At 52.7% G+C, this 17,745-nt stretch carries 12 protein-coding genes; 2 read left to right on the top strand and 10 right to left on the bottom strand.

Annotated features, from left to right (window positions below):
• Positions 1-7 precede the first annotated feature (7 nt).
• The 7 genes from BMW71_RS02005 to BMW71_RS01975 form a co-directional block, all read right to left on the bottom strand.
• Positions 8-1,135, bottom strand: a complete 1,128-nt coding sequence (locus tag BMW71_RS02005) for a formylglycine-generating enzyme family protein (protein ID WP_218145545.1) — start codon at positions 1,133-1,135, stop codon at positions 8-10.
• Between the two features lie 114 nt (positions 1,136-1,249).
• Positions 1,250-3,136: a sulfatase family protein gene (locus BMW71_RS02000; protein WP_244891048.1), complete on the bottom strand. Its 1,887-nt coding sequence runs from the start codon at positions 3,134-3,136 to the stop codon at positions 1,250-1,252.
• Positions 3,137-3,152: 16 nt separating this feature from the next.
• Entirely contained in the window at positions 3,153-4,883 is a 1,731-nt protein-coding gene (locus BMW71_RS01995) for a hypothetical protein (RefSeq protein WP_092170165.1), read from the bottom strand.
• 164 nt (positions 4,884-5,047) lie between these two features.
• Positions 5,048-6,277, bottom strand: coding sequence for an aminotransferase class V-fold PLP-dependent enzyme (locus BMW71_RS01990; protein ID WP_092168739.1), 1,230 nt, complete (start codon positions 6,275-6,277; stop codon positions 5,048-5,050).
• A gap of 10 nt (positions 6,278-6,287) precedes the next feature.
• Positions 6,288-8,126 (bottom strand): CocE/NonD family hydrolase, encoded by a 1,839-nt coding sequence (locus tag BMW71_RS01985; protein WP_092168736.1) that lies wholly within the window; start codon positions 8,124-8,126, stop codon positions 6,288-6,290.
• 384 nt (positions 8,127-8,510) lie between these two features.
• Positions 8,511-10,055, bottom strand: coding sequence for a sulfatase family protein (locus BMW71_RS01980; RefSeq protein ID WP_092168733.1), 1,545 nt, complete (start codon positions 10,053-10,055; stop codon positions 8,511-8,513).
• Positions 10,056-10,641: 586 nt separating this feature from the next.
• Positions 10,642-11,028 (bottom strand): hypothetical protein, encoded by a 387-nt coding sequence (locus BMW71_RS01975; RefSeq protein WP_244891047.1) that lies wholly within the window; start codon positions 11,026-11,028, stop codon positions 10,642-10,644.
• A 290-nt stretch (positions 11,029-11,318) separates the two neighbouring features.
• Between BMW71_RS01975 and BMW71_RS01970 the strand changes: the two genes are divergently transcribed.
• On the top strand, positions 11,319-11,780 hold the full coding sequence (locus BMW71_RS01970) for a hypothetical protein (protein ID WP_092168730.1): 462 nt from the start codon (positions 11,319-11,321) through the stop codon (positions 11,778-11,780).
• A gap of 86 nt (positions 11,781-11,866) precedes the next feature.
• Positions 11,867-13,105 (top strand): endo-1,4-beta-xylanase, encoded by a 1,239-nt coding sequence (locus BMW71_RS01965; RefSeq protein ID WP_092168727.1) that lies wholly within the window; start codon positions 11,867-11,869, stop codon positions 13,103-13,105.
• On the opposite strand, the gene BMW71_RS01960 is transcribed toward BMW71_RS01965, so the two are convergent.
• The 3 genes from BMW71_RS01960 to BMW71_RS01950 form a co-directional block, all read right to left on the bottom strand.
• Entirely contained in the window at positions 13,099-14,631 is a 1,533-nt protein-coding gene (locus tag BMW71_RS01960) for a sulfatase family protein (protein ID WP_092168724.1), read from the bottom strand. The genes BMW71_RS01965 and BMW71_RS01960 overlap by 7 nt on opposite strands.
• A gap of 25 nt (positions 14,632-14,656) precedes the next feature.
• Positions 14,657-16,069 carry a sulfatase-like hydrolase/transferase gene (locus BMW71_RS01955; RefSeq protein WP_177179555.1) on the bottom strand — a complete coding sequence of 471 codons (1,413 nt, stop codon included), beginning with the start codon at positions 16,067-16,069 and terminating at the stop codon, positions 14,657-14,659.
• A 176-nt stretch (positions 16,070-16,245) separates the two neighbouring features.
• Positions 16,246-17,691, bottom strand: coding sequence for a sulfatase (locus BMW71_RS01950; RefSeq protein ID WP_092168720.1), 1,446 nt, complete (start codon positions 17,689-17,691; stop codon positions 16,246-16,248).
• Positions 17,692-17,745: the final 54 nt, after the last annotated feature.

Genomic DNA, 17,745 nt, shown 5'->3' with positions numbered 1-17,745 from the left:
GGGGAGCTTAGTTTGAGGAGACACAGCGGAAACCCGTGTGCTCCAGGCCGGTATCCGGAGATGATTTCATTTTAGCACTGACACGGTACCCTTCACAATAGGACACATTGCATAGGAAGGACCCCCCCTTTACAATCTTTTTTGGAACAGTAGGCTCCTGCGGATCGTAACTGTCGGATGGACCTTGCGGGTTTACCTGCACTTCGTTTTTCAAACGGGAATAATAATCCTCCCGGTACCAGTCGTTTGTCCATTCCCACACATTGCCAGCCATGTCGTACAAGCCGTAGGGGTTGGCTTCAAAGGACTTGACCGGTGCCAGGCCCTGGAATCCGTCCTCACCCTTGTCGGTTACCGGAAACTCTCCCTGCCAAATATTTGCCATGAATCCACTTTTTTCAACGGGATCATCCCCCCAGGGAAAAGATTTCTCTTCCAGGCCTCCCCGTGCGGCAAATTCCCATTCGGCTTCGGTGGGAAGGCGTTTCCCAGCCCATTTGGCGTACGCCATGGCATCTTCCCAGGCCACATGGACGACGGGGTAATCCTCTTTGCCCTCAATGCTGCTTCCTGGACCTTGGGGCTGCCTCCAACTGGCTTCCGGCGTCCATTGCCACCATTGCCCGGCATTGTTTAAGGGAACCGCCTGATCGGGTGAATGGAAGGTAAGCGAAGCTGCGACGAGCACCTCATCGGGCGGTTTCGGCGTACCCGGAGGCAATTGCTTTTTGATTTCTTCCCAATCGGGCTTTTTTTCCGCAACCGTCACGTAGCCAGTCGCCTCTACAAATTCCGCAAATTGCCGGTTGGTAACCTCGGTTTCATCGATCCAGAAACCGTCCACCTTTGCCGTATGGGCGGGTAGTTCATCCTGCCGGCCCCGGTCGTCCGTTGCACCCCGGGTAAACGTACCTCCCTCTATCCAAACCATTCCCTCGTGAGATACCGGCGCATCTCGCTCAGTAATGGCGGGTGCGGATGCAGCATTTCCCGCCGCAAACCGGTCGGGAATGGTACCATGACAATCCGTGATTTCTTCTCCTGCCGCTTCGTTTTCGGAAGAATCGGAGGAAGAAGAGCAGGAAAACTGCCCGAAAACAAGTAGTATAACAAAAGGCCAAAGCCTGTAATGCATGTTCATAATCGTTCTTATTTTTTTATCGGGTTCAATTTAATGAAGTTCGCCAAAAAGCCCTATGGATCGTACCAATTTTTGATGAGCGTACCTTTCTTTCCGTCAAACGCCGGATTACCAGGTACCTTTGAGGTAGGCCAACCGGCGTTCCACTTCTGGATTCAAGGCACTTACTGCCAGCCCGGCAGGGTCCCTCTCCGGCTCGTAATTACTGTGATCGAGAAAATACACCAGCGTATTCAGACCTATTAACGCTTCGACCGGATCCCCAACACGCTCAATCCAGGAAAAAAGCGCAGGAAACGGGTTTTTGACCTCTAAAATGCCTGCCAACTCAATGGCGCGTAGCTGCACCATGGCTTCAGACTCCTTCTCCCAATCGGGAAACTGGGCGTAGTCGCTGCCGATTCCTTTTCCGAAAGAAGCTGCTACGGTGTAGCCCCAATACCTTTCCAGAGGCGTACCGGTATGTAGGGTTTGAATAAGTTCCTCCCGAATGGCCGACCAGGGACGGGTGGCCCAGTCGGATACCGCTATTGCCCGTTCCAGGTCGGCATGGCGGCTTCGGCCATAGGCCACCGGGTTCGCCAGGGCTTCTTCCAAAAACCAGTTTTCCGGCAGAAAACCCAGGTCGTTGTGCGCGGCCAACCAGGCACTTAAGGCCTGCCGCATGCCCCGAAGCCGGCTAGCCATACCCGGCTCGGTTGCCAGATTATTAGTTTCGAAGGGATCATTCTCCATATTGTAAAGCCGCTCTATCGGCTTGGACTCAAAAAACGCTCCTTCGGTCGGATCCAACTTGCCTTGTCCGTGCAGGCTTCTCCATTCGGCAAATGCCCGCATCTTGTACCGGTAATTGTTGTGCAAGGCATCCGGATACCAGGGCTGGTAACTTCGGATGTATTTCCATTTACCTTTCCGCAGGGACCGGACCATTTCGTATTTTTCGTCAAAGCGGTCAGCGTAGCCGTATGCTTCATCCCGGGATTCAAGCGTCTCCCTGGACAGGTCTTTGCCTAAAAACGGCTGTCCATCCATGGGCTCCGGAACTTCGACACCTGCGAGTTGAAGGAGGGTGGGTGCAAAATCGATAAAACTAACGAAAGCCTCCGGAGATTCGCCGCGTTGGTATGGAACCAGCTCCTGGTAGTTTTCGGGAATACGCACCACGAGGGGCACGTTCAAACCCGTTTCGTACAAATAACCTTTACTGCCCGGCAGTACACCGCCGTGGTCGCCGAAGTAGAACACAAAGGTGTTCTCGAGCAGCCCTGCTTCCTCCAATTCCCGGATTTTCTCGGCTACCCAATCGTCGATTTCCCGGATCTTATCCCGGTGATAGGCCGTGGTATAGCGAAACAAAGGCGTATCTGGATACATGGGAAAAAGCCGGACCTGAGATGGATCGTCATTGGGCCGGTAGGCGTCCATCCGCGCCTGGTCGAAATGCAAACGACTTTCGTGCGAACCTGTAAAGGTTTCCTGATGAAAAAACGGCTGCCCCGGCTCCGGACGGTTATGCCAGGAAGCCTGATTTGACGATTCGTCCCACACCCCTTCTCCTTCGATTGCGTTGTAATCCTTTTTTGCATTATTGGTGGTGTAATACCCGGCCTTTCGCAAATAAGCCGGAAACATGTCCAATCCCTCCGGCATGGGTACCGGCTGAATTTTCCGGTGCAGGTGCATGCCGGTTCGCGTAGCCAGGGTACCGGTAATCAGGGTGCTTCGGGCCACCGAACATACCGGGGCGTTGGAAAAGGCATGGGTATACGTAAGGCCCTCGGTAGCCATTTTTTCAATGGCTGGTGTGGAGACCCCATTCGGATCAAACAACTTCATGAAATGCAGGGAATTGTCCTCCGAAATCAAAAACACCAGATTTGGGGGGATCGCTTTCTTATCCGGATTGTTCGTTCGTGCTGCAGACAAACCGGGAATAAATAAGCCCAGGCATGCAATCCACTGCATCAAAAAGGAAAGTATCGAAAACTGTTTCATCGGCATACAACGAAATTTACGTAATGGAAAGAACGTGGTGAAAAGGCGTGTAGCCCGTTAAAAAAACCGTCGGCGCATCCTGCTTGGGCAGGGCGCCCCGAATCTGTACCCAGCGGTGTCTGTGCAGCCCCGGACCAAACCGAATGGACGAACCGGCATGGGAGTAAGTTCCCGTTCCGGATTTCAGGTAGTAGGTATCCTCCAGCGTTTCGTGCGGAACGGTTCCGACAAAAGTACCTCCAGCCCTGAAAATAAGTTCCAGGGCGACCGGGACCCGTTCGGTGCCTTCAATACTGATTTCTACCGAAAAGCCCTGTCCCTCCTCCCGGACGGTTACCTGGCTGTGCAGTTTCTGCACCTCGGATTGGGGGCGTTCCGATCGGGGCATTTTGGCCCAGTCACCATCCCCGGGGATTTTATCTGCTGGAAACGGTTGGTAATAAGGCCCTTGCAAATAACTGCTAAGCTGAAAGGCTCCCTCGTTTTCGGTCAGGGTTTCGGAGACAAATTGCCCTTTTCCAAAAAAGGCACTTGCAAAACGTATTCCCTGCAATGCCAGGCCGGCTTTATGGAAGGTGAAAAATACGGGACTTTTTGCCAGAATGGAGGCATCGTAGGCTCCTCGCCGCACGCGCGCCAGGTTGGAATTCGGAAACACCTTTGCATAGGACCTCGGTAAGGGTTTCGCTGCAGGCAGTTCTTCCCATAAGCGCTCGTCATCGAGGAAATAGTACAGAAAACCGGCGGTCTTTTCGAAGGCTGTTTCCTCAATCAGGCGGCAAGCGGCTGCATATTGCCCGTTTCCGTCTTTCAACGCCATGTACCGGTACGGGTAGTAGTAATTTTCCAACGTGCCGATGATGGAATTGTCCTGCCGCCCGGAAGCTTCCGTGACAATCTCCCCGTTTGGGTGCAGGTAATAAAAATTCATGTCCAGATTTCGGCGCACATAGGCATACAGTTCCGGTTTATCGAATCCGCGTGCCGTGCTGATCAACACCCGATTACTCAGGGAGGAATAGATATAGCTGCTTTTTTCCTCGTACTGACCGTCTTCATCCATGTCTATCCCCTCGGAAAGCCAGCGCTCGGCTCGTGCCAGGTAGGCCGGGTCCTGTTCGATTTTGTGTAGCTCAGCCAACGCCGAACAAACCACCCAACGGTGGTTGGGCGTATGAATGCCTCCGACTTTCAGCGCTTCTCCCCCTTGCAGTAGAAACTGTTTGAGCGGTAGGGTGATGCGATCTTTTCCCGGTACGTTGCTGCCTGCTAGCAGGCGCCAAACCGGCGCAAGCCATTTGACAATAAAACCGGTATCGGGGGTGGAATGAAAATTCGTTGAAAGCAGGTCGATGGTGCCATCGCTGTGCTGCAGACGCAGCAGGAAATTCGCTGCCCGCCCCAGCCTTTCCACCAGCCCGGCATCGGCATAATGTACCGATTCGGGGCAAATCAGCGCGCAGCACCCGGTTTTGAGAAATGCGGTGGCGGCATGGGGTGAGGGCATGCCGTTTCCATCCAATACCGCCCCAAAATCCGGATCATCCCGGTCTTCCTCCAGGCGGGGAAAGATGGTGGCCAGGTTGGCGTCGTTTTTCTTAATCATCCGGACCAGCCACTCGGGCTTTTCCGATCGATCGAAGGGAAGCACGGGAGAGACTTCACTTCCCGGTATCAGTAAATTCGGTGCAAAGGGCACCAACAGTGCCAAGTGGCCGTTATGCTTGATAAATTTTCTTCGGTTCATTCGGGGTTTATTTCGCTTTTTCGGAACCAAGGTAGAAAAAATCAGGCTACTTCCAGGCAGGTACAGCAAGATAAAATCCGGTTTTTGACTGCCGATGCTTTCATTTACCGCCCTTTACGTTACGGATGAGATCGTGCACGCCTGCCAAAAATTTCCGATTTGGCTTAGCCCACGGTTTCCAAAAGCGATTCCCGAAGTCGTTTGGCGACGATCTTTTCCTGTCCTTTTTCCAGCATAAAGACCGCAACCCGTATGTAATCCTCACTTTCCCAGGAAATGGTTTCGATAGAAGGCGAGCCGTTTCTCATTTTTTCTCCGAACTGCTTTCCTGTCAATTTTACCCGGTCCTTGTCCCAGGAAATTTTCAAGGTAGGGTTTTCATTGGCGATTTCCGGAATAAAGGTCTCCGTGCGTATCCCCGGGATATCGGCCAGGGTATCAGCAATGTAGGCAACCCGATTTTCCCAGGTTTTCCAGATTTTGTCATGGTCCCGGTTGATAAAGGTTTCCAAGGCAACGTACATGCCGAGAATTTCTTCCTTATTGACTTTGTTTCCACGACCAATATTTCCGCCACGTGGGGGCGAATGCATCCGGGCAGCTTCTATCAAATCCTTCCTTCCCATCAAGATACCCGCACTCTGCGGTCCACATAGGGCCTTTCCTCCCGAGATGGCCACCAGGTCATAGCCCATGTCGTTGTATTTCCAAAGGTTTTCCACAGGCGGTACATCGGCTGCGATGTCGTTCATGGTCGGGATTCCGTGCTTTTTGGCGACTTCGATCCAGGTACGGTGCTTGATTTGCCCCTGCGGTTCCTCCCGGTTTAAAAACCACATCATGGCCGTTTTTTCAGAGATCGCGGCTTCCAATTCTTCCAGCGTCTCCACCAGCACCAATCGGGCACCGGTGTTCGTCAGCGCATGGTGGTAGCCGTTTGCGTGGGTTTTTTGCAGGATGATTTCTGTTTTCATGCCGCTACCCTCCAGAAACGGCAACATGGCCACTTTCTTAGGATCTTTACCGGTGAGTACTCCCGCCGTACCCAATACCAGGGCCGACCAGCAGCCTGCCGTTACCATGGCTGCCTCGGAATGACAGAGGGCAGCGATTTTCTTGCCGACTGCATCCTGCACGTCGTCAAGCATCACGTAATGCCTGGATGATTCGTTTATGGTTTCCATGACTTCTTCGGGCATCAGGGAGGCAGTCATGGAGGTATAGTTACCAGCGGCATTGATGAAGGTCCGCAGGCCCAATTCCTGAATTACGTTCCGTTTTGCCGGTGCGGCAGCGGCGGTTGCGACAGCCGGCAACGCCATACCGCTGCCGAGCAACCCTCCCAAAAAAGGAATGGCGGTGATTCGTTTGAGTAGTTTTCTTCGTGTAAGCATAAGCCGTGTTTTAAAATCCGGGTACAATCGGTAATACAATATGACTGGGGCGGTTTCCCCCGTGGTGAATGGTTTGCTGGGCAATGCGAACCTCCGCATCCGCTCCCAGGGGCTTACCCGTATTGGGGTTTCGGTCAAACTGCGGGAAATTACTGGAGGTGATGTCGATCCGGATACGATGTCCCGGTTGAAACACGTTTGCCGTTCCCATCATTTCAATTTCGAACTCGTACACTTGATTCGGGGTGAGCAGATTGATCTGATCCAGGCCGTCTTTGAAACGGGCGCGCAGGATGCCTTCCGAGACCGGGTAGGCGCTTCCATCCGGATACACATCGACGAGCTTGATCATCCAATCCGTATCGGGACCGTCGGTGGCGGCATGCAATTTCATGGTAATCGGGCCGGCCACAGTCACTGGTGTTGTGAGGTACTCCGAGGTATAGACCAATACATCGTTTCTGCGCTCAATTACCCGCTGATCCTTGGGTCCGGCGATGGTCGGGGTGCCACAGCAATTGTTTCCCCCGTAGGTCATGACGGGAAGATTGGGATCATAACGATACGTATCGCTACCCGCGGCGGCCGGCTTGTCGAAGGTAAGTTTTCCGGACCCGCGCAGGGAGTTGGCCGGACCCTCCCCCGTCAGGTACAGCGCCTTGTACTGCGTTCCCGGAATGGGCCAATCCGCTTCCTCCCTCCAGGTGTTTTCGCCCATGTAAAAGAGCTTTACCGGTTTTTCTTTGTCCAATCCATTGGCAATTCCCTTCAGGTGAAAATCGTAATAGCGCAGTTCCTCTTCAAAGAGATCCACAAAGGCATGGTCGCCAAATTCGAGGTCGCCAAACCCGGTACCCGGACCGTGGCCCCAAGGGCCAACGAGCAGCTTGGTGCCTGCGCGGGCAGCGGCTGTCCCGCCATATTTTTTCATGCCCGTGTACCCATTCAGGGTACCCATCAGGAATATATCAAACCAGCCGCCGGTATTATAGGCCGGGACCATCACCTTGTCAAAACGTTCTTCGTCGCTGATGGATTTCCAATAGTCGTCGTAACTCTCGTGGGTCAGCCAATCCCGGTAGTGCGGTACTGCATAGCCTGCACTCTGCAGGTCCCCATCCTTCAAGGGAAGGTGCATCAGGATATTTTCGTATCTCAACTCCTCGGGCGTGTAACTCGCCGTGTGCCAGTTTTGGGGCAACATGATGCGGTTGGGCATCCGCACCACGCCCCAGCCGTAATTAAAACTCAACCGAAAAGCACCACCCATGGTAATCCAGTTGGCGTACAGGTTGGTCGAGGCCACCGAGGGAAAGATGGCATCCAGGCTGGGGGGACTTTGACTGGCCGCCGCCCATTGGTTGTGGCCCAGGTACGATCCGCCCTGCATCGCGATCTTTCCGTTTGAAAAATCCTGCTCGGCGATCCATTCGATGGTATCGTGGCCGTCGTTTGCCTCGTCCCGGAAAGGATCCCACTTTCCTTCGCTTTCATAGCGCCCTCTTACGTCCTGTACGATCCCGATGTATCCCCGCTGCGCGAATTTTATCATGCGCTCGTGGTGCACGCCTTCCCGTTGCAATCCATAGGGCGTACGGGTGACGATCACCGGATATTTTCCCGGTTTGACCGGGCGGTAGATATCGGCATACAGAATGGTTCCGTCCCGCATGGGTACGGGTACCTGCCGGACGATCCGGATTTCGTTTTGTACCGGATCGGGATCATTCGCCGCAACTGGGACGGTACCCGAGAGGCCCAGGGAAAAAACGAACAGGACGGCAAGAAACGGTAGGTTTTTCGAGAAGTACCCCTTGCCGAAAACGAAGAAGTTTTTTAGTGCTTGCATGTGGTTATTGGTTAACGGGCAGATTTCATGTGTAACGAATTGAATTAGCGGGTAAATAAGCATTTGACAGATGGTCGGCAGGAGGTAGTTCGATACCCAATGCATTGGCGATTAACTGCTTGGGCACTACCGCCTCCCTACCTGTAATTTCGCAATCCGGCGGCATCCATCGGATGGGTATGGTACCAACGGTTGTATTTTTCGGGTATTCGGTGTAAAACAACTTTAAACGGAAGCGGTTTCTGTCAGCGAGGCTTGATATATTACGTCCCATTACCCATTCAAACCGATTCGTCAGCAACTATCCCCTGCCCAACAGCGTCCCTTGTCCTCTTTGTATTGGGTGATAATTCCCTGATGAATAGGACATTTTGTGTGGTTGGATTACTCCCCATACGCCCAGCGGACCTGCTCCCAGATGGGTTCCCCATCGTTTTTTTGCGCCGGACCGGGCGTACTTCTTCCTGCTTTGATCAATCCGATCAATTCCTCTTTCAATGCCGCCACTCGTTCCGGATACCGTTCCACCAGGTTGTCTAGCTCTCCGGGATCTGCGGCGAGGTTGTACAACTGAAAATCGGGTAGTCCCTCCAATCCCCCGTTGCTGAGTGGCGCAGTCCAGCCTCCGGAACCCGGCCAGCATATCAGTTTCCAATCCCCTCTTCGGATGGCAAAGCGCCCTTCGATCGAGTGATGGACAATCGAGGTACGTCTTGACGGCGATTCCTTCCGCATCAGGGCGGAAAGAAAGCTGTAGCTATCCTCAGCTGCATCTTCGGGCAAGGGTTTTTGCAGGAGTTCGGCAACCGTGGCCATCAGGTCCGTGGTGCAGACCAATTGGTCGGAAACACTTCCGGCAGCAACCTTTACCGGCCAGTGCACCAGAAAAGGCACCCGGTGTCCGCCTTCGTAGATATCCGCTTTGTGTCCCCGCCAGCCGTTGCTGGGATCGTGTCCTACCTGCGCGAGTTCCGGATAATCGGCCCGGGGAGAGCAACCGTTATCCGAGGTGAAAATAATTACGGTATTGTCGAGCAGGCCGTTTTCTTCCAATGCCCGGGTAACCTGCCCCACCACATCGTCTACCTGCAGCATAAAATCGCCGTACATGTTGGCATTGCTTTTTCCCATAAATTCGGAGAGCGGGAGTATGGGCGTATGGGGAGCAGGCAGGGCAAAGTACAGGAAAAACGGGGAGCCCGCAGTAGCCTGCCTGTCGATGTATGCCAGTGCCTTTTTGGTGATATGCGGTAGGGTTTGCGTGTGATCAAAATCCGCTCCGGTGGGGCCTTCGCGCCAATAGCCCTTCTCGTCCACGTTTCGGGTGGTACGATCCGGCAGGGCGGTCACCCGGTCGTTTTCCACATAGACATAGGGGGGAATGTCCAGGGAACTGCTAAACCCGTACGAATAGCTAAATCCCCTCTCCCCGGGTCCATTCCGAATGGGTTGGGTGTAATCTACCTCTAGCACCTGATTCAACCCATCGATTTGCGTGTATTCTTTAGAAAAGGTCCAATCCCAGCCCAAGTGCCATTTCCCTACAAAGGCCGTATGGTACCCCGCTTCCTGCAGGAAGGCGCCGGCCGTGAGTCGGTCCTGAGAAATCAGCGGTGCTGAGAAGCCTCCCAGTACCCCGCTTTTTAATTCCGAACGCCAGTTGTACCGCCCGGTAAGGATGCTGTATCGAGTAGGCGTACACACGGCCGAACTGGTATGGGCATCGGTAAATCGCATGCCGTTGCGTGCGAGCCGGTCGATATGGGGAGTGGAAAAAGCAGCCTCGGCGTTGTAACAGGAGGCATCACCAATCCCCATGTCGTCGGCAAGAATGTAGACAATGTTGGGTCGGGTGGATTGCTGTGCAGAAACAGACAGCACCAAACCAATCCCTACGAAATAAAGGAGCAGGAGAAGCTTCGGCATCATGGGTAATTCGGTTGGGTTGAGACGGACGGTTCCGTCGATTTAGAGGAAATATACGGGATTCCTTTTGGCAAATCAACCGATTGCCCCGAATCTGGCAAAAATGCCTGCGCTGGGGACTACCTGTTTAAGGTCAAACCTGTCAGGTTTTGGAAACCTGACAGGTCTCATTCCAGGAAATGGTCGCTGTTGATTTTGGATGGCTGGCACGGATATTCGCAGGACTTCCAACGCATCCTTTTCCAATCGGAACGGTTTTATGGCCAAACCTGTCAGGTTTTGGAAACCCGACAGGTCTCATTCCAGGAAATGGTCGCTGTTGATTTTGGATGGCTGGTACGGATGTTCCTTGGACCTCTAACTCATCCTTTTCCAATCGGAACGGTTTTAAGGTCAAACCTGTCAGGTCTCATTCCAATTCCTTATGCATCAGCCATTCCTTTTTCGCTTCGATCATGTTTGCGACATGCTCCCAGTCATCAAAAAAGTTTAGGTAATAGTCCCTGCTAATTTTGGATGGCCGGTCCGGATGTTCGTAGGCTTTCCAACTCGTCCACTTCCAGTTGGAATGGTTTTCAACAAAGCCGTGTTAGACGGGATTCAAATGAATGTAAAGAAAAGTCTCCTGCCATTGGTGTTCGGAGAGGATGGGCGTCTTTTTAAATGCCCGAATAAATAAGTTTCCCTTTCGATGGTATCGCTTATTAATCGCCTTGGTATAGGAATTAAAAAAATCCGAAAACCCCTTTACTGCCGGGTTCTTGGAAGGATGCCCGGTCAGACCGGACAAGTCTTCGCGTACCCCAATCAGAAGATGAAAGTGATTTGGCATCAAGCAATAGGCGTAGGTATTGATAACCTTTTCCAGGTATTTTGTATATTGTTTTAGAAAAAATCGATAATTCTCGACTTCTCTGAAAAGGTTATCCGCACCGTTGGCGTGGTTGTAAATATGGTAGGACTGACCGGGTTCCAATTCTAATGATTCTAAATTAAAAGGATTTCAGCTTTCACAAAATTTTCGATCTTTTGGACGATTACTAATTGGCGAAAGCTGTTTAAAAATACCTTTTTTTGTTAGAATTTAAAAATTCACTTTTTTTAAAAGCCTTCCATTACAGATAATAGACCTGTCAGGTTTTGGAAACCTGACAGGTCTCATTCCGTTACGCTATATATGGACGCTCACTGGTCCATCCCTGACAGACCGGAAACGGATCCCTGCAAGTGGGCTGTACTCCTGAAACACAACCACCGGATTTACCCATGAGCAACAGGGAGCAACGATTCGTTTTTTGGCAAAAATGGCTGACCTACGCCAACCTGCTGATTATTGCCGTTGGCTTGTTGGTAGCCTTTGCAGGAAATTCCATCTTTTTTGCCCAACACAATGCCTTCAGCCGGCAGGTTTTTTTCGAAGGGGAGCCGTTTAGCCGGGAGGCTCTGGTCTTTAAAAACTGGCTCTTTGGCATTATCGGAGGCAGCATTGTCGGGTTCCATACACTGATGCTACTGATTTCAGAAAATGCGTTTAAAAAGAAGGAACCCTGGGCCTACCGGGCCATATGGTACGGAATAGCCTCCTGGTTTTTGATCGATAGCGGGGTTTCCTTCTACTACGGCGCCATTTACAACGTGTTGCTGATCAATCTGGTAGCCCTGTTCCTGATTGGCTTACCCCTGCTTATGACCCGGGCGGAATTTACCCAGAAAATTCCCGGAGAATAAGTGCGCGCCCTGCCTACCTGCTTTCCTTTCGTTCTAAAAATCCGTACATTTCACCCCTAAACAATCCTTCCAAAACCCAGTTTACGATGCTTCGATTCGGCTTTCTATTGTTTCTTCTAAGTTTTTTAGCTCACCAAGCACAATGCCAAACGGATTACCTAGACCAGGCCATCTCCCGACACCGTAAAGGTCAACTCCTCATTACCGCCCCTGCGGGTGCAAACGTGCAGGTTACCCAGCTCGCTCACGAATTCTGGTTCGGTGCCGCCATTGCCAACGGCCTGGGATCGGGCAGCATGGACCCGGACGACCGGCGCAGGTACAGCGCCCGTTTTCTGGAAAACTTCAACAGTGCTGTCACGGAAAATGCGCTAAAATGGGCCAATATGGAACCCGAAAAAGGAAAAGTCAACCACCAAACCGTGGAAGGCATTTTGGCATGGACCGAGGAGAATAACCTGCCCCTTCGGGGACACAACCTGTTCTGGGGCATTGAGAAATTTGTGCAGCCCTGGGTAAAAGAACTGAGCGATGAAGAACTGGAACGCACCATCCGGGAACGAGCCATTTCCATTGCCCGCCGCTACAAAGGGCGTTTTGCAGAATACGACCTCAATAACGAAATGATTCATGGCAACTATTACGAGGAGCGCCTGGGGCCGGGTATCACCGGCAAAATGGTCGGGTGGGTACTGGAAGGAGATCCCGATGCCAAACTCTACCTAAACGACTACGATATCCTGACGGGCAACCGACTGGAGGATTACCTGCGCCAAATCCGGGACCTGCTGGCGCAGGGCCTGCCGATCGCCGGTATCGGGGTTCAGGGACACCTGCACGGCAGCAGCTTTGATCGCATGGCGCTGCAAGCCAGCCTGGACTCCCTGGCCCGGTTTGGGCTACCCATCCGAATCACCGAATTCAACATGCCCGGACAGCGCTCCAAATTTTACAAAGATACTCAACTGCCCATGAAAGCAGAGGAGGAGGCCCTCAATGCACAGGAACTTGTGGACTACTACCGCATTTGCTTTGCTCATCCGGCCGTGGAAGGCATCCTTATGTGGGGATTCTGGGAAGGTGTCAACTGGATTCCTGCCTCTTCCCTGTACACCCGGGACTGGCAAGCACGGCCGGCTGCCAACGCTTACCAAAACCTTGTATTTGGCCAATGGTGGACAAAAGCAGAACGTCGTTTTAATGCCCAAGAAACCTGGGAACTACCGGCTTTCTTTGGCCGGTACCGGATTACGGTGGATGGAAAAAGCCAGGATGTAGAGCTTAGCAAGGAAGCCGGACTGCTGCGAATCGATTTGACTCAATAATCCGCGCCTGTGAGGCTTTCCAGCACGGACTGTTGCCAATTTCGCAACTCCTGCTCCATTGTTCCGACGCGCTCTGGCTGATCGGCATACAGGTTATGCTCCTCTGCCGGGTCGGTCGACAAATCGAAGAGTTCCCGTTTCGTATCCTCCCCGGTTTTTCCATGGATCACCAATTTGTAGGGGTAATCCAGCCATGCCCGGTCACCGGCAAAATCCACCTCCTGAATATCCGGATGCCGGTAGTTTCTGAAATTACGTGTAGCGATGCCATTCATTAGCTTTACCAGTGGCGTGGTTCCGGATTGCAACTCGGCTGCTATGTAAGGTTCCAGGTCCTCTCCTCCGCTGCGGGGCCGTCCGTTCCAGAAACCAATGGGCTCCGGTCGTTGGTCCATCTTTCCTTCAAAAACCGGGCTGATATCCAGTCCATCCAGCGGCCTTTCCGGAAGGGGAATGCCTACCAGGCTACACAGCGTAGGCAACATATCGCTTGACACAAGAGAAGCGTCGGATACCAGGGGCTGGGACAGTTTGGCCGGCCACTCCAACACGGCCGGTACGCGGATTCCTCCCTCGTATACGCTGCCCTTTTGCTCTCGGAATGGCACCGTGGCATTGCCCTCCTGCGGGGTGCCGTTGTCACCAAAATACCAAAGCAATGTATTGTCACGCTGCCCCTTTTCCGAAAGGTAGTTACGTAATTGTCCAATGGATCGGTCCATGGCGGTAATCTCGGCAAATCGCTCTTGCAGTACCTCTCGCTGCAGGCGCTTTACCGGTGCGCCGGTTTCGTTGGAGGTCAACCGCACCATCCGGTCGCCGAAATCCTCGGGCAGGTCCTCGTACAAGGCCAGGTCTTCGGGTAGCCCGCTATAGGGTTCGTGAGGAGAACCGTACCAAATAACCACAAAGAAAGGCTTGCCTTGTTCCAGTGCCTTATCCATAAACTGTTGGGCTTCGCGGACCAGAATCTCCGAACTCTCGCCCTGGAAGATCACCGGCTCGGCACCGTTGTCCGAAAGCGGGGGATTCATTTCAAAAAAATTGTCGTGAGAAAGGTACTCCTGAAAGCCCATCACTGCCGGATTGGTTGGAGAGGAGGCTTTCACCGGGCCCAGGTGCCATTTCCCGTAATGCGCCGTAGCATAGCCTGCCTCTTGCATCAGGCTGGCGATACTGATTTCTTCCGGCCGTATGGAATAGCCGGGGTTGAAGGTACCGTAGCGATTGGGATGCCTTCCGGTGATGATGCTCCCGCGGGTAGGTGAGCAACTCGGGGAGGCCGAATAGAAGCGATCCATACGCAGTCCAGTTGCAGCCATTTCGTCCAGCACGGGGGTATGCAGGTAGGGATGCCCGTTGTAACCGGTCTCGTCCCATCCGTGATCGTCTCCCAGAAGCAAAACCACATTGGGCAGTACCGGCCCTTTCTCGGCCGCTTGCTCTGTAGATTGCTTGCAGGAAAACGTTAGAAACAGCAGGACACTGGAAAGTGACAGGTAGTTCAGAAACGTGATATTTTTCATGAGGTGCCAGATTGATTTGGGTGGATTAAGGTAGCATATTTTTTTCCCTTTCCAAATAACTTTCTATCTCTGCTTCGGTCAGTCGGTAAGGTTCTTCGAGCTTTTTTACCAGCTCGGGCCGGGTTTCCGCCAAATCCAGGGATTCCGAAGGATCCTCGCGAAGGTGAAACAGTTTCCATGGCTCGGAGGGTTTTTCCCGTAAAATTTTGTACTCTCCCCAAATCAGTGCCGCATATTGCTGGTAACGAAAGTACAGGGCTGCATGCGGGGAATGCACCGTTTCACCGGTAAGTACCGGCAAGGGGTCCTTTCCATCGATAAAGCGATCCTCCGGCAAGGGAGCATCTGCCAGGGAAGCGGCTGCCACAAACAGGTCGGGGGACCACAAGCGGGTACCAATACGGGAATTGGCAGCGATCTTTCCTGGCCAGCGTACGATGGCCGGGACGCGGATACCCCCTTCCCAGAGGGTCACCCCGGCTCCGGAAAAGGGCGCATTGGACTGAATATCCAGGTAGGGATAAAAGGCCCCGTTGTCCGAATAAAAGAAGACGAAGGTATTGTCGGCAATTCCCAACGCATCGAGGCGCTTCATCACCCGACCGATGGCCAGGTCAATGGCCGTTACCACCGCGTTGAAGCGCTGTTTGGGGTCTGTTACCTCTGGCGACAGGCCATAAGGCGCAAAGGCGTGGTCCGGCGCTTTCCAGGTATTGGGCTCAGCAGGTGCCACATTCCGGTCACCCGGATGGTGGGGAGCGTCAAAGGGCAGGTACACCATCCAGGGTTGCCCCTCGTCTGTTTTGTCCTCGATAAAGGAGATGGCCGCATTCGCAAACAAATCGGTACTGTACTCCCCTTCCCGGTTGATGGCTTTCGTATTGTGGTACAGGTCTTTCCTGCCCGCGTACACATGGGTAAAATGATCGGCATTTCCCGAAGCGATGCCCAAAAATTCGTCAAACCCGCGTTCGGTGGGGCGGGATCCCGGAGCAAAGCCGATGTTCCACTTTCCAAAGGCAGCCGTGGCGTATCCGTACGGACTGTTCTTGACCACCTGCGGGAGGATTACTTCCGAGTGGGGAAGTCCGACGCCGTAATTGCCTGCAAGGCCTACCAATTGTTCGGATAGCTTGTTGCGTTGGGGAATTCGGCCGGTGAGGAGGGCCGCTCGGGACGCTGTGCAGGTGGGGGACGCCGTGTAGAAATCCGTCAACAGGGCTCCTTGACGTGCAAGCAAATCCAGGTTAGGTGTGTGAATAGGAGAAGCCTCGTTAAACGGTCTCAGGTCCCCGTATCCCACATTGTCTACCGTGATGATCAGTATGTTTGGCGCTGACTCCTGCGGTCCACCGGATCCGGTAGTTTGGGCAGTAGCAATCCCGGCAATGGATAGCAGCAGGACTAGCGAAAAGGTAACGTGCACATAGGTTTTCATCCGATTTGGGTTTGGTAGTTGGAATGCATCGATGCAGTAGTCAGGTAAAGGCAAGGGAACATATTTGCCCGCAGGCTGCTCCTGCATGGGAGAATCAGTGGGCAATAAACCATTGAACCAAATAGGCATAACCATCTCATCACCATTCTATTAAGACAACTTACTTCTGGCATTACTTATCCTTTTTCGGGAAGGTCATTATCCCGGACCTTGCGGAGCTTCGTTTGGAGGATTTCCTGCATACGTTCCACCGTTTTTTTGTAAGCGGGTAATTGGGCCAAATTGGTGTATTGCTTGGGATCCTGCTCCATATCAAACAACTCCATTCCTTCCTCTCCTTCCTCTCCATATTGGATAAAGGCCCACTTTTCGTTTCGAATCAGAAAGGTATGGGTACCTCTCCAGGTATTGACCGAGAAGGCAAACTCCCGGGTTTGATAAGCGGGATCATCCAACGCCGGAGCAAAACTTTTGCCCTGAATCCGGTCCACTGCCTGCAATCCTGCCAGCTCCGTTACGGTGGGATACAAATCGATTAGCTCGACAAAGGAATGGCATACCTGTGGGGCTTTCCCTGGCACCTTGACGATCAGGGGTACGCGGGAAGACTCTTCCTTCAGGCTGACTTTCATCCAAAAATCGTGCTCTCCGAGGTGAAAGCCGTGATCGGAGGTAAAGATCACGATGGTGTTTTCCTCGAGTCCCTCCTCTTCTAAGGTTTGCAGGATTTTGCCCACTTGTGCATCCATGTAGGTGACGGAAGCATAATAGGCCGCGATGGCTTTCTTCTGTTGTTCTTCCGTCATTTTCGCATTCAGCGTGGTTACGTAGTTAATACCCCGTTCCGGGATATCGTCCCAATCACCGAGCACTTTTGGAGGCAATACGGTCTGCTCGTAGGGATACCGATCGAAGTAGGTTTTCGGCGCAACGAAAGGGACGTGAGGCCGCACCAGGCCCACCGCCAAAAAGAAGGGCTGGTCCTTCAGCTTCCGAATCAACTCAGAGGCTTTCTGCGCGGTCTTGCCGTCCGAATGGACCAAATCGTCTCCGTCGGCTTTGACGATGGTCATGACATTGCCGCCCTTTCTGGGCAACAGGCCATAGGGGTTGTTCTGCACCAATTCTGCTTCTCCTTCAGCGGTCCACTCGGGTCCCTGGCTGTTGTACCGCTCGGTCCAGGAAGCCTCGTCGTCGGTACCATTGGATCCTTTTTCAATATCAATGGGCACGCCCATGTGAAAGATTTTGCTTACGCGTGCGGTATGCCAGCCATTATCTCTGAAAAGCTGGGGCCACATTTTTTTATCCGGTCCAATATTTTCCCGTCCACTCACGTAGCCAAAGGTGCCCGTGGCATGGGGATAGTAGCCGGACATCAGGGAGGCACGGGAAGGCCCACAAACCGGGTATTGGCAGTACGCACGGGTAAATCGGGTTCCTTCGCTGGCCAGGCGATCTATATTGGGTGTGTAGCCGGCACTGTTTTCGTAGGAAGAAACGGCGGTAGTGGTCAGGTCGTCGGAAATAATAAAAAGAACATTTGGTTTGTCGCTGGACTGCGCGTTTACCGAAATCCAGCTTAGAAGGAATAATACAAATAGTACCTGCTTTTTATTCATGAATGTATTTTTTTAACTATAAGGAAGAAAAGAAAACCTCGTTTAGTATTAGAA

Origin of the sequence: Cyclobacterium xiamenense (genome assembly GCF_900109255.1) — a bacterium.
Taxonomy (GTDB): domain Bacteria; phylum Bacteroidota; class Bacteroidia; order Cytophagales; family Cyclobacteriaceae; genus Cyclobacterium; species Cyclobacterium xiamenense.
This window is presented reverse-complemented; position numbering and strand designations above follow the sequence as displayed.